A 13,728-nucleotide genomic window follows, 5' to 3' on the forward strand; every position below is an offset into this window, starting at 1 on the left:
GTAATAACGTTCGGGCAACAGGAGACTTCATGTTAGTGGAAGCACTGAACAGCAAATATAGGACTGCTACATGTCTACCTGTAGGAGAATGCCTACTATTTACTTATCTTCCCCTTATGCCGGGCTTATCGGGAAAATACGGTCGTCGGCCACCAGGTAACAGCGTTCGCCCGGGGCCGGTTCGACGACATGCCCGCCTGTAAAGGCGCCGAACGATGGCAGGATGGCGCGCCCGCCGCCGGCCACGAAACAGGGCAGGCGCAACGCATCGCGGCGCCCCGCCAGCCGGTACACCGGATGCACATGGCCTGCCAGCACATAGCCACCTGCCCCGTTTTCCGGCAGGTCCGGGTGGTGACAGAACGCGAACGGCCCGATGCGGTGCGGTTCGTCGACCAGGTCGATCCGCAACAGGCGCGACGGATCGCCGGCATGCCGGTCGTGGTTGCCCCGCACCAGCGTCAGCGCCAGTGCCGGATGGCGTTCTCGCCAGGCCAGCATGGCCTGCAGCGTCGCGCTGGCGTGCGCGGCCTTCGCATGCAGGAAATCCCCAAGGAACAGGATATGCCCGATATCGTGCGCCGCCAGCAGCGCGTCGAGACCGGCCAGGTTTTCGCTCGTGGTACCGCGCGGAACGGGCACGCCCAGCGCCCGGAACGACGCCGCCTTGCCGAAATGGATGTCGGCCACCACCAGCATGCGCGCCCGCGGCCAGTACAGGGCCTTTTCCGGCAGCAGCAGCACGCGTTCGCCGGCCAGGTCGATGGCCAGCGCCCCGCCCGCGGTGCCGTTCACGGCCCTGCCGCCTTTTCCAGCTCGCGCAGCACGCGCGCCACCCGGTCCGACAGCTTCTCGGTGCTGAGTTTTTCGCGGAACCGTTCCACCATCAGCGCAAAGCCGAACGGCGTGGCCCGCTTCGTTTCATGGTAGCTGACCGCGCGCGCCTGCAACGCTTCGAGCGTGGCGCGCAGGCGCTTCAGTTCCAGCTCCTGTTCCAGCACCTCGCGCTGCGCCTGCGTCAGCAGCAGGTTGCCGGCGTCATGCTTGCGGAAGACCTCGAAGAACAGCGACGACGACGCCTGCAGCTGGCGGTTGCTTTTCGGCTGCCCCGGATAGCCCTGGAAGATCAGCCCGGCGATCCGGGCGATTTCGCGGAAGCGCCGCTGCGACAGCTCCGTGGCGTTCAGGCTGGCCAGCACATCTTCCAGCAGCCCCTCCGTCGTGAACAACGCCACGTCGCGGCCGGTGGCGGCCGCAAACAGGTCCGGCCACGGCACCTCCTCCGGTGCCAGCAGTTCAAAGCCGTAGTCGTTGACGGCAATCGAGAACGTGGCCGGCCGCATCCGCCCCACGCGCCAGGACAGCAGCGAGGCCAGCCCGATATGCACCGAGCGCCCGGCGAAGGGGTACATGAACAGGTGGTGCCCCTCACGGCTGTGCACGCTTTCGATCACGGTGCGCTGCGGCGTCGGCAATGCCGACCAGCGTGCCTGGATATCCAGCAGCGGCCGCACGGCTTCCATCTCCGGGCCCCGGAAGATGCCTTCGGTGGCCAGCCGCATCTGCTCCAGCGCCGCGTGTGCCAGCTCGGACGACATCGGCATCTTGCCGCCCTGCCAGCGCGGCACCGCGCCGCGCGCGCCGGTCGCGCGCTTCACATAGGCCGTCATCTCGTGCACGCGCAGGAATTCCAGCACGCGTCCGCCGAACAGGAAATGGTCGCCCTTGTTCAAGCGCGCGATGAAGCCCTCCTCCACCGTGCCGATCCGCCCGCCGCTCTGGAACTTCACCTGGATCATCGCTTCCGACACGATGGTGCCGATGCCCATCCGGTGGCGCCGCCCGATCGCCGCATCCGGCACGCGGTACACGCCGGCCTCGTCCGGCAGCACGCGCCGGTATTCCGGATACACGGTCAGGCTCTGGCCGCCGCGCGCCACGAAATCGAGCGCCCACTGCCACTCCTCCGGGCTCAGCTCGCGATACGACCACGCCGTGCGCACTTCGTCGTACAGCGCCGCGGACGTGAAGCCGCCGCCCAGCGCCACCGTCACCAGGTGCTGCACCAGCACGTCGAGCGGCTTGTCCGGCACGGGGCGCGATTCGATGTCGCGGTCCTTCACCGCCTGGATCGCCGCGGCCGCTTCGAGCAGTTCCAGGCTTTGCGTGGGCACCAGCGTCACGCGCGACACGCGGCCTGGCGCGTGGCCCGAGCGCCCGGCCCGCTGCAGCAGCCGGGCGATACCCTTTGCGCTGCCGATCTGCAGCACCCGCTCGACCGGCAGGAAATCGACACCCAGGTCGAGGCTGGACGTGCATACCACCGCCTTCAGCGTGCCCTGCTTCAGCCCCAGCTCCACCCAGTCGCGCACTTCCTTGTCCAGCGAGCCATGGTGCAGCGCGATCAGGCCGGCCCAGTCGGGGCGCGCTTCCAGCATGTTCTGGTACCACAGCTCCGCCTGCGAGCGGGTGTTGCAGAACACCAGCGTGGTGGCATGCCGCTCGATCTCGGCAACGACCGGCCCCAGCATCTGGATACCCAGGTGGCCGGCCCACGGAAAGCGCGACGGATTGGCCGGGATCAGCGTGTCGACGACGATCTCCTTGCGCAGGCTGCCTTCGACGATCGTGCCCGGCGTATCGGGGCCGAGCAGCACTTCCCGGGCGCGCTGCAGATTGCCCAGCGTGGCGGACAGGCCCCACACCACCAGGCCGGGATTCCAGTTTCTCAGCCGGGCCAGCGCCAGCTGCGCCTGCACGCCGCGCTTGTTTCCCATCAGTTCGTGCCACTCGTCGACGATGACCATGTCCAGCATCGAGAACTGCTCCTGCGCATCGGCCTTCGACAGCATCAGCGACAGGCTTTCCGGCGTCGTCACCAGCGCTTCCGGCAGGCGTTTCGCCTGCCGCGCCCGGGCCGCCGACGAGGTGTCGCCGGTGCGCGCATCGATGGTCCAGCCGGGCAGCAGGCCGGCCGCCGAGTCGGACAAGGCGCGCAGCGTGTCGGCCGCCAGCGCGCGCATCGGCGTCAGCCACAGTACCCGCAAGCCCGCCGTCTTTCTCTTGTCCTTGTGCGGCGGCGCCGCCATCGCCCGCAGCAGCGCGGCGAACCATACGGCATACGTCTTGCCCGACCCGGTGGTGGCGTGCAGCATGCCCGACTCGCCCGCCAATGCCGCCTCCCACACGGCGCGCTGGAACGGGAACACCGTCCAGCCGCGCGCGGCGAACCAGTCGTCGACCGCCGTCATGCGCCCGATGCCTGCGCCAGCAAGCCTTTCAGCATGTCCAGCGTGTCGGCTTCCTCGACGGCCTTGTCGTCGCGGCGCCGCAGGATGCGGGGGAAGCGCACCGCGATACCGGATTTATGCCGCGGCGAAGCCTGGATGCCCTCGAAGCCGATCTCGAACACCATCGTCGGCCGCACGCTGCGCACCGGGCCGAAGCGCTCGACCGTGGTACGGCGCACCGCGTTGTCCACCTGCGTGATCTCGGCATCGGTCAGTCCCGAATAGGCTTTCGCGAACGGCACCAGCTGGCGGCCGCCATTGCCGTCGCTATCCCACACGGCGAATGTGTAGTCGGTGTACAGCGAGGCGCGGCGGCCGTGGCCGGCCTGGGCGTAGATCAGCACCGCGTCCACGCTGTAGGGGTCGATCTTCCATTTCCACCAAGTGCCCACGTCCTTGGTGCGGCCCACGCCGTATTGCGCATCCTTCGCCTTCAGCATCATGCCTTCCACGCCGCGCATGCGCGATTCTTCGCGGATCGCCGCCAGCGCTTCCCAGCTGTCGGCCTTCACCAGCGGCGAAAGGCGCAGCTGCGGCGTAGCCATCTCCACCACCAGCTGTTCGAGCAGGGTGCGGCGTTCGCATTGCGGCAGCTTGCGCAGGTCGACGCCGTCGCGTTCCAGCAGGTCGTACGCCACCAGCACGGCCGGGTAGTCGGCCAGGAATTTCGGCGACAGCGCCTTGCGGCCGATGCGCTTTTGCAGGTCGGCGAACGGCGCCGGTGAGTCGGCCGTCCCGGTGCCGTCGCGCCAGATGAGGATTTCGCCATCGACGACGGTGCCGTCCGGCAGCCGCAGCGCCGCGAGCTCCGGAAACCGCTCGGTGATCAGGTCCTCGCCGCGCGACCAGACCCAGCTGCCGTCGCGGCGCACCACCTGCGCGCGCATGCCGTCGTATTTCCACTCGACCTGCCAGCGATCGATGTCACCCAGCGTGGCCGGGTCGCTGCCCAGCTGGTGGGCCAGGAAAAATGGATAGGGCTGGCCGCCGCGCTGCGCGTGCTCATCCGGCGATTCCTGGGCGATCAGTTGCAGGAACCCCTTGGCCGTGGGGCGCACGCTGCCATCGGTCCAGCCCATCAGCCGCTGCGCGATCAGCTTGGCGTCCACGGCGGCAATGCCGGACAGCGCCCGCGTCACCAGCAGCTTCGACACGCCGACCCGGAAGCCGCCGCCGATCAGTTTCACGAGCAGGAAGCGCTCGCGCGTTTCCAGTTCGTCCCAGTACTGGAACAGGGCGGCGCGGATGGTTTCCGGCGCCGCGCCGCGCAGCGGGGCGATGCGCTGTTCGATCCATTCGGCCAGGCCCACGTCGCTGCGGTGCTTTGGTGCCGGCAGGATGTGGGCAATGGTTTCGGCCAGGTCGCCGACGGCGTGGTAGCACTCGTCGAACAGCCATTCGTCGAGCATCGCGTATTCGGTCGCGTATTGCCGCAGCAGTTTTACGGGGATTGCCTGGCGCGGCTTGCCGCCGGCCAGGAAGTACACGGCCCACGCGGCGTTTTCCGGCGCCGCGCTGCTGAAATACGCCTTCAGTGCATCGAGCTTGCGGCTGGTGGCGGTGGTTTCGTCCAGCTCCGCGTACAGGCGCGCGAATTCACGCATCGCCGCCCTCCTCGCCGGACTGCGCGGCGGCGGTGCCGACGGACCGGGCCGCTTCGGCCTTCTCGGGAACGACCCAGCGTTTCGCATCCGGATGCGGCTGCGCAGGCGCCTGGTCCGCCACTGCGGCAACCTCGGCCGCCGCGCCAGCCGCGGCCGCATCCTCGGCCTCGTCGTCGCCATATTCCGTATCGAAACCCTTGGCGTCGTAGCCGTTCTGGCACAGCCAGCGCACCATGGTCGGGATCGAACCATGCGTGACGACGACGCGCTCGGCGCCGGTACCCTTGATCGCCGCCATCAATCCCGGCCAGTCGGCGTGATCGGACAGCACGAAGCCGCGGTCGACGCCGCGCCGGCGCCGCGCGCCCCGCAACAGCATCCAGCCGCTGGCGAACGCATCGGAAAAATCGCCGAAGCGGCGCACCCACGGCGAGCCCCCGGCCGAGGGTGGCGCAATGATGATCGCCGTTTTCAGGTCGGCCTTGTCCACCTCGCTCACCATGCGCGTGGCGGGGAGCGGCACGCCGGCTTCGCGGTAGACACGGTTCAGCGGCTCGACGGCGCCATGGCAGACGATCGGCCCGATCGTGGGGTCGAGGCCGGACAGGATGCGCTGCGCCTTGCCGAACGCATAGCTCAGCATCAGGCTGGCGCGGCCCTGTTCGGCATTGCGGCGCCACCAGGCATTGATGTCGTCGAAGGTCTGCCGTTGCGGTTCCCAGCGATAGATCGGCAGGCCGAAGGTGGATTCGGTGATGAAGGTGTGGCAGCGCACCGGCTCGAACGGCGCGCAGGTGGTGTCCGCTTCCACCTTGTAGTCGCCCGAGGCAACCCAGACTTCGCCGCCGCACTCCATGCGCACCTGCGCGGAGCCCAGCACGTGCCCGGCCGGATGCAGCGAGATGCGCACGCCATTGTGTTCGACGGTGTCGCCGTACTCCAGGCCCTGCACGGTGATGTCGCCGAGGCGCGACCTGAGGATGCCGACACCGGGCGCCGCCGCCAGGTAATGCCCGTGACCGACGCGGGCATGGTCGCCATGGCCATGCGTGATTACGGCGCGGTCGACGGGCCGCCACGGATCGATATAGAAATCTCCCGGCACGCAGTACAGGCCTTCCCTGCGCACCACGACCATGTCCCCGGCCATATGCATTCCTCCTTCAGGCCATTCTAGACAGCCGGAACGTGACGCTCTGTCCGCCAGCGCACAAAGTCCGGCGGGACGGGGATGTGACCAGGACAATAGCGGGTCGAGGTGGCAAGAGCGGGGCAAGGGCGTGCCAGGGCGTGGCAAGGGCGGGGCCGGCCAGGGGCAGGCCAGCAGGTTCACGCCACCAGGTTCAAGCAAATACCTCAGACGGGTTGCACGAACTCCGCCATGAAGGTTTTCGTCGTGTTCTCAGGGAACTCGATCGTGATCTGGTCGCCGGCCACCGAGAGCACGGTACCGATATCGAACTTCGGCACCTTGACCTGGCTGCCGACGGCAAAGGCCGGGAGCTGCGCCATCATCGGCTCGGCGGCTTCCTCGAACAGCGGTTCTTCGTCTTCGATCGGCTGCACCGCGGGCGGCGACAGGCAGTTGTCGCAGCAGCCGCATGCCCAGGAGCCGGGCGACTGTCCGCTGGCCGATGCATTGGCCGATGCATTGGCCACCTCGCCGGCCGATTCGTCGCCGAAATAATCGAGCAGCAGCTTCCAGCGGCAATAGCCGCTTTGCGCGTAGGCCACCATCTGCTCGAGCGCCTGATGATCGCGCTCCTGCTTGCTTTCATAGATGGCGGCCAGCTGGGCGAAGTCGGCGGCCTTTGCTTCACGGTTCGTCAGCAGCCAGTCGAGCTTGCGGTTCTGCCGCAGCAGCTTGCCATCCTTCAGCAATTTCAGGCATACCTTCAGCTGGCCGTCGGGAATGTGCGCCACGGCGTCGCAGATGGCGCCGGCCTGGCATGGCACGCGGGCCGCGGCCGCCTCGTACACGTCGCGCAGTTCCTGCGCGGTCGGGTAATGCTTGACGAGGAAGAACTGCTGCAACCGCTTGTCGTCCTGGAAGTACAGCAGCGTGCATTCGGCCTGTTCGCCATCGCGGCCGGCACGGCCCGACTCCTGGTAATACGCTTCCAGATTGGCCGGCACCTGCAGGTGGATCACGAAGCGCGTGTCGCTCTTGTCGATGCCCATGCCGAAGGCATTGGTGGCGACCATCACGCGCCGCTCGCCGTCCATGAACAGATCCTGGTTTTCCTTGCGCTCGCGCGCCGGCAGGCGCCCGTGGTACAGCGCCACGCTTTCGCCAGCCTCTTCCAGCGCCGCATGCATTTCCTCGGCGGCTTTCACGGTGGCCGCGTAGATGATGCCGACGCCCGCCGTCTCGCGCACCAGCCGCAGGGCCTGCGCGGTTTTCTCGGCGGGGTTGGTGACCTGGATCACCCGGTAGTGCAGGTTGGGCCGGTACACGCCCGTGTTAATCACATTCATCCGGCGCGCGCCGAGCTGCCGCGAGATGTCCTTGATGACATCCTCGGTCGCCGTGGCCGTCAGCGCCAGCACGGGCGGCTGGCCCAGCGCGCTCAGGGCGGCGCCGATCTCCAGGTAGGCCGGACGGAAATCGTGGCCCCACTGGGAAATGCAGTGCGCCTCGTCGACCACCAGCAGCGAGATATGGGTTTCCTGCAGCACGGCCAGGAACTCGGGCGTGGCCAGCCGCTCGGGCGTGCAGAAGATGATGCGGCTCAGGTTATTGCGGATGCTGTCCAGCGCCTCGACTTCTTCCTGGCGCGACAGGCTGCTGTTCAGCTGCGCGGCGCCGATGCCGATCTCTTCCAGCTTTTCCAGCTGGTCCTTCATCAACGAGATCAGCGGCGAAACCACCACCGTGGTGCCCTTGAAGATCGAGGCGGGGATCTGGTAGCACAGCGACTTGCCACCGCCGGTCGGCATGATGGCCAGCGTGTCGCGCCCTTCGAGGACGCTGTCGATCACGCGCTGCTGCCCGGCACGCAGGGCATCGACGCCGAAGACATCGTGCAGCAGGGTGCGAATGCGCCGGGTAAGCGCCGCGCCCGCCTTTTGCGCGCCACGCTGTTCGCCGGCGCTCAGGTTTCTGGTAACCATGTAAATGTGCGCGCACGAGGCGCCCGTGGACTATCGTAATCAGTACGATAGGTGGCTTACGGCTCAGCCGCCATAGGACGCCGCCTACTCTGCATGTAGGAGGCCTGTCCCGGGGGTTTTAGGGTTTCAAGTCAAGGGGTTAAAGTCAAGCACTGCCGAGCAGCGCGTACAGCACCATCAGCAGCCCGGCCAGCGAAACCAGCCACACCAGTGAACGCACCATGGGCACGCCGAAAGCATACAGCGGCACGTACAGCACGCGGGCGCCGAAGTACAGCCAGCAGCCCCACCAGGTGAGCGGGCCTTCCACGCCGGCCATGTGGGCGGCCAGCACCGCGCCGATGAACAGCGGCAGCGTTTCAAACAGGTTCAGCTTGGCGCGCTCGAGCCGCGCGGTGATCTTGCCCGGCGGCGGCGGCGTGCCGTCGCGCGCGCTGGCATTGAACGCCACGCCGGTTTCGCGCGTGCGCAGCGTCGAGTGCAGCAGGATCTGCACGATCGCCAGTACCAGGGTCCAGCCCAGCAAAGCCAGTTCGGTGCTCATGGTGCTCCTTTCGGGTTGAACGTCGGGTCAGGCGCGCCGGTGCACGTCGTCCAGTGCCGCCTGCAGGTCCATCAGGTCGTAGGGCTTGCGCAGGCATGCCGCCGCGAACTCCAGGTGCTCCAGCGCTTCCTTGCCATAGCCGGTCGAGAAGATGATGCGCATGCTTTTCTCCCGGGCGACCTTGCGCGCCAGCTCGATGCCCGACATGCCGGGCAAGCTGACGTCGGTAAACAGCACATCGAACTCCTGATTGTGCATCAGCTGCCAGGCCGATTCGCCATCGCCGACGCCGGACACGGTATGCCCCAGCATCCCCACCAGCTCGCACACCATCTGCAGCGAATCCTGGTTGTCTTCCACCACCAGCACGCGCAGCGAGGCATGCTGCGGATGCTGCGGCTGCGGTTCCAGCAGGTTGTGCTGCGCCGCATGCTGCCGCTCGCGCGCCTGGATCTGCTGGCGGCGGTTGTTCAGCACGTGGCGCAGCTTGCGCGCCAGGTCTTCGCGGCGGTAAGGCTTGCTCAGCAGCTCCAGGCCCGCGTCCAGCCGGCCGCCGTGCACGATGGCGTCCTGCGGATAGCCGGAGGTGAACAGCACCGCCAGGTCCGGCAGCACCTGCTGGGCGATGCGGGCCAGTTCCGGGCTGCGCAGCGGGCCGGGCATCACCACGTCGGTAAACAGCAGGTCGACGTGCTCGCCCGATTCGATGATGCGCAGCGCCTGTTCGCCATTCTCGGCCGCCAGCACGCGGTAGCCGAGCGCGGCCAGCATGTCGAGCACGACGGTGCGCACGCCCGCGTCGTCTTCCACCGCCAGGATGGTTTCGGTGCCACCCATGATCGGTCCGGACTGCGGGCCAGTCTGCGGCACGGCGTCCACGGTCTCGGCCAGCATCGTGCGCGGCAGGTAGATCTTCACGCTGGTGCCCTGCCCCGGCTCGCTGGCGATACGGATGTGGCCCCGGCTCTGCTTGACGAAGCCATAGGCCATCGACAGCCCCAGGCCGGTGCCCTCGCCTTCCGGCTTGGTGGTGAAGAACGGTTCGAAGGCGCGCTGCATCACTTCGGGCGTCATGCCGCAGCCGGTATCGGTCACCGACAGCATCACATACTGGCCGGCCGGCACATCGACCAGCTTGCTCACGTAATGGTCGTCGAGCACTGCGTTGCCCAGTTCGATCGTCAGGCGCCCCGCGCCCTGCATCGCGTCGCGCGCATTGATCGCCAGGTTGAGGATCACGTTCTCGATCTGGCCCGGGTCGACCAGCGTATTCCACAGGCCGCTGCCGACCACCGCCACCAGGTCGACCGCCTCGCCCAGCGCGCGGCGCAGCAGCTCGTCCATGTTCGACACCAGGCGGCCGAGATCGGTGACGACCGGCTGCAGCGGCTGGCGGCGGGCAAACGCCAGCAGTTGCGACGACAGCTTGGCGCCCCGCTCGACGGCGGCGATCGCCATTTCCAGCCGCCGGCGTACCGCATCGTCGCCGCCCACCTGCTGCGCCAGCAGGTGCAGGTTGCCGGAAATGATCTGCAGCACGTTGTTGAAGTCGTGCGCCACCCCGCCCGTCAGTTGGCCCACCGCTTCCATCTTCTGCGCCTGGCGCAGCGCTTCCTCGGCCTTGTCGCGCTCGGCGACCTCGCGGCTCACGCGCTGCTCCAGCGTATCGTTCAGGTCGCGCAGCGCGACTTCGATGCGGCGGCGCTCGGTGATATCGGTCTTCACGGCGATCAGCGCCACCGGCTGGCCGGCCTCGTCGTCCAGCCGGCTCATGCTGCTGGCGATCCACACCCATTCGCCGTCCGGCCGGGCGTAGCGTTTCTCCAGCGTGAACGGGATGCCGGTCTCCTTCAACAGGGTCACCTGGGCGCGGTTTTCGGCCAGGTCGTCCGGGTGGATCAGGTCTTCCATGTGCAGGCCCAGCAGCACTTCCTCCGGGCGGCCCAGCATCTGGCACAGCGCGCCGTTGACGCGCGTATAGCGCCCGTCCAGCGACAGCTCGGACAGCCCTACCGATGCCTGGCCGAAGATCGCGGCCAGCCGGTCCTGGCTGGTGCGCAGTTGCTGCTCGATCCGCTTGCGCCCGGTGATGTCGAAGGCCACGCCCACGTAGCGGCGCTGTGCCGGGGTGGCGCCTTCGACGGCCTCGCCCTGCCGCGCCAGCCAGCGCACTTCGCCGGTATCCTGGCGGCGTATGCGGTATTCGGTATAGGCCAGCGGATTCGCGGCCACGGCCAGCCGCTCCGGCCCGACGCGGTGGCGGTCACGCGGGTCCACCAGCGAAACCAGCAGCTCCTCGGTCACTTCCACGTCCGGCGCCAGGCCCCACACGTGCCGGTACTCGGGCGAGACGACCAGCTTGCCACTGGCCGGGAACCACTCGAAACTGCCGATGCCGCCAGCCTGCTGCGCCATCCGCAGCCGCTCCTCGGTGAGAATGTGTTCGGTAATGTCGACGCCTTCGACGAACACCCCGGTCACGCTGCCGTCCGCCGCCCGCAGCGGCTGGTAGACGAAATCGAGGTAGCGCGGTTCCAGCAGGCCGTCGTCGCCCAGCAGGTCGACCTTCAGCTGCCGGCCCACGTACGGCTCGCCGCTGGCATATACGCGGTCGAGCAGGTCGACGATGCCCTGGCCGCGCACTTCCGGCAGCGCCTCGCCCACCGGCTTGCCGACGACTTCGCGCCCGCCCACCAGCCGCTGGTAAGGGCGGTTGGCCAGCTCGAACACGTGATCGGGCCCGCGCAGCACGGCCATGAAGCCGGGCGCCTGCTCGAACAGTTCGCGCAGCAGCGCGGTTTCTTCGCGCAGGCTGCGGTTCTGCCGGTCCAGCTGCGTGCGGTCGTGCTCGCGCGCCTGCTCCAGCTGCACCCGCCGCGTCACATCGACGACCGTGCAGAGCACGCCGCCCACCGCGCCGCCGGTATCGTAGACCGGCGTGTAGAACAGGTCGAACCACACGTCTTCCGGCGCGCCGTTGCGCATCAGCGTCAGCAGCTTGCCAGGGTGTTGCTGGGTTTCGCCGCGCATGCCCGCCGCCAGGATCGCCCGGTTCCACTCCCAGATCTCCGGCCATGTCTCGGGCACCGTGCCGCCCAGCGCGGCGGGATGCCGCGCGCCGGCGATTTCCGCGTAGCCTTCGTTGTAGATCATCACGTGCCGCGGGCCCCACATGAGCACCATCGCGATCGGCGAGTTCAGCACGATGTCGACGGTGGTGCGCAAGGCCGGCGTCCAGGTGGCCGGCGCGCCCAGCGCGGTAGCGGCCCAGTCGAACGCGCGCACCAGGTCGCCCACCGCGCCGCCGCCGCGCGGCTGGTGGCCCTGCGCGTGCGTCATGGCCACGCTGCCCGTCGTCATGCGGCGACCCGTTCGGCCGTACGCGGCAGCGTTACCGTGACCACCGTCGTGCCCAGCGCGTCGTCGGAAGCGATGTCGATCTCGCCGCCATGCGCGTGCACGAACGTGCTGGCGGTGTAAAGCCCCAGGCCCAGGCCCTGGCCGGCCTTGCGCGCGCCGTCGCGGTGCTGGTAGGGCTCGAAGATACCGGCCAGCCGGGCGGCCGGTATCACGCCGCGGTTGCCGATCGCCAGGCGCACCCGCTCCGGCGCCGTGCCGTCCACGTTGACCAGCACGGCGTGATCCGGCTCGCCGTGCTGCAGCGCGTTGCCGACCAGGTTTGCGATCACCTGGGAGAAAATGCCGGCATCGACCAGTGCCGCCGGATCGCCGCGTGCCTCGACCAGCACGCGCGATGGCTTGTCCGGCACCGCGAACTCGTCGGCGATCGTACGGCACAGTTCGGCCACGTCGCGGCGCGCCTTCTTCAGCTGCATGTCGCCGGAACGGATGCGCGCGAGGTCGAGCAGCTGGTCCACCATCTGCGCCATCCGCTTCGCGCTGCCGCCGATGCGCTGCGCCGTGACCGCCACTTTCGGATGGTCGGTCATCATCGGCAGCAGCATGGCACCGTTCATCACCACCGACAGCGGCGTGCGCAGGTCGTGCCCCAGCACGGCCATGAACATCTCGTTCATGTGCAGCGCGCGCTTCAGCTCGTCGAGCTGCTGGGACAGCTGCTTGCGCTGCTGGTACAGCTCGACGAACACGTTGACCTTGCTGAGCAGCGCCTGGGCATCGATCGGCTTGAACATGAAGTCGACGGCGCCCGCCTCGTAGCCGCGAAAGCGGTAGTTGTTCTCGCGCGATGCCGCCGTCAGGAAAATCAGCGGAATGCCGCGGGTACGCTCGCTGCCGCGCATCAGTTCGGCCAGTTCGAAGCCATCCATGCCCGGCATCTGCACGTCGACCAGCGCCAGCGCCACTTCGTGCACCAGCAGCAGCTCGAGCGCCTCGGCCCCGGATGCGGCCTTCAGCAGGGAAAGGCCGGGCCGGGCCAGCAGCGCCTCGAGGGCGATCAGGTTTTGCGGGATGTCGTCGACGACGAGGATGTTGATCGGTGGGGTCACTGTGTCATTCTGTTCGGGCCGGACGCGCCCGGGACGGGCACGACCAGCAATTGCATAGCCATGATGCTACAACGTTTGCCAAAATGACAGCGCATGGTTGCGATGACAATACCGCCCGGAGGCCGGCGCCATGCCCGCCGCGGCGGTGGCCGCGAACGGGTAGAATGCGCTCTTTGCCCGACAGGATCGCACCATGACTTTCTCCCTCTCCGACACCGCTTACCGCACCGACAGCCGCGAAGCCAAGGAAACGATGTATGCCGACCTGCGCTCGCAGCTGACCGGCCTGCTGCACGGCGAAACGGACTGGATCGCCAATACCGCCAATTTCAGCTCGCTCGTGTTCAACACGATGCCGGACCTGAACTGGGCCGGCTTCTACTTCCTGCCGACGCCGGACGAGCTGGTACTGGGTCCGTTCCAGGGCAAACCGGCCTGCATCCGCATCAAGCGCGGCCGCGGCGTGTGCGGCAGCACCGTCGAGAAAGGCGAGTCGATCGTCGTCGCGGACGTGCATGCGTTCCCGGGCCATATCGCCTGCGATGCGGCTTCCCGCTCGGAACTGGTGGTGCCGGTATTCGTGAATGGCCAGGTGGCCGGGGTGTTCGACCTGGACAGCCCGCTGCCGAACCGATTCGACGACGCCGATGCCCGCGGCATCGAATCGCTGGTGAAGATCCTGGAACAGACGCGCGCCTGACGCCGCG

Annotated in this window: 9 protein-coding genes; 1 reads left to right on the plus strand and 8 read right to left on the minus strand. The window is 67.9% G+C overall.

The features are described 5' to 3' along the window. Nucleotides 1-114: 114 nt before the first annotated feature. The 8 genes from pdeM to ACY34H_RS24365 all read right to left on the minus strand — a co-directional run bounded on the left by pdeM (nucleotide 115) and on the right by ACY34H_RS24365 (nucleotide 13,021). Complete coding sequence (pdeM, locus tag ACY34H_RS24330; RefSeq protein WP_464980044.1) at nucleotides 115-795, minus strand: ligase-associated DNA damage response endonuclease PdeM; 681 nt, start codon at nucleotides 793-795, stop codon at nucleotides 115-117. Next, nucleotides 792-3,251 carry a ligase-associated DNA damage response DEXH box helicase gene (locus ACY34H_RS24335; protein ID WP_464980045.1) on the minus strand — a complete coding sequence of 820 codons (2,460 nt, stop codon included), beginning with the start codon at nucleotides 3,249-3,251 and terminating at the stop codon, nucleotides 792-794. Before ACY34H_RS24335 ends, pdeM begins: the two co-directional genes overlap by 4 nt. Continuing rightward, entirely contained in the window at nucleotides 3,248-4,894 is a 1,647-nt protein-coding gene (locus ACY34H_RS24340) for an ATP-dependent DNA ligase (RefSeq protein WP_464980046.1), read from the minus strand. The genes ACY34H_RS24335 and ACY34H_RS24340 overlap by 4 nt, the downstream gene beginning before the upstream one ends. Then, nucleotides 4,887-6,050 (minus strand): ligase-associated DNA damage response exonuclease, encoded by a 1,164-nt coding sequence (locus ACY34H_RS24345; RefSeq protein ID WP_464980047.1) that lies wholly within the window; start codon nucleotides 6,048-6,050, stop codon nucleotides 4,887-4,889. Before ACY34H_RS24345 ends, ACY34H_RS24340 begins: the two co-directional genes overlap by 8 nt. A gap of 200 nt (nucleotides 6,051-6,250) precedes the next feature. Next, complete coding sequence (locus ACY34H_RS24350) at nucleotides 6,251-8,008, minus strand: RecQ family ATP-dependent DNA helicase (RefSeq protein ID WP_464980048.1); 1,758 nt, start codon at nucleotides 8,006-8,008, stop codon at nucleotides 6,251-6,253. Nucleotides 8,009-8,153: 145 nt separating this feature from the next. Continuing rightward, nucleotides 8,154-8,552 (minus strand): MAPEG family protein, encoded by a 399-nt coding sequence (locus tag ACY34H_RS24355; RefSeq protein WP_464980049.1) that lies wholly within the window; start codon nucleotides 8,550-8,552, stop codon nucleotides 8,154-8,156. 27 nt (nucleotides 8,553-8,579) lie between these two features. Beyond that, complete coding sequence (locus ACY34H_RS24360; protein WP_464980050.1) at nucleotides 8,580-11,912, minus strand: hybrid sensor histidine kinase/response regulator; 3,333 nt, start codon at nucleotides 11,910-11,912, stop codon at nucleotides 8,580-8,582. Continuing rightward, nucleotides 11,909-13,021: a hybrid sensor histidine kinase/response regulator gene (locus tag ACY34H_RS24365; RefSeq protein WP_464980051.1), complete on the minus strand. Its 1,113-nt coding sequence runs from the start codon at nucleotides 13,019-13,021 to the stop codon at nucleotides 11,909-11,911. Before ACY34H_RS24365 ends, ACY34H_RS24360 begins: the two co-directional genes overlap by 4 nt. Nucleotides 13,022-13,214: 193 nt before the next feature. Here ACY34H_RS24365 and ACY34H_RS24370 point away from each other — a divergent pair, with 193 nt between their 5' ends. After that, a complete protein-coding gene (locus tag ACY34H_RS24370; RefSeq protein ID WP_464980052.1) occupies nucleotides 13,215-13,721 on the plus strand; it encodes a GAF domain-containing protein in 507 nt (168 codons plus the stop codon). The last annotated feature ends 7 nt before the right edge of the window (nucleotides 13,722-13,728 follow it).

This window comes from Pseudoduganella sp. jia 9, assembly GCF_055502615.1.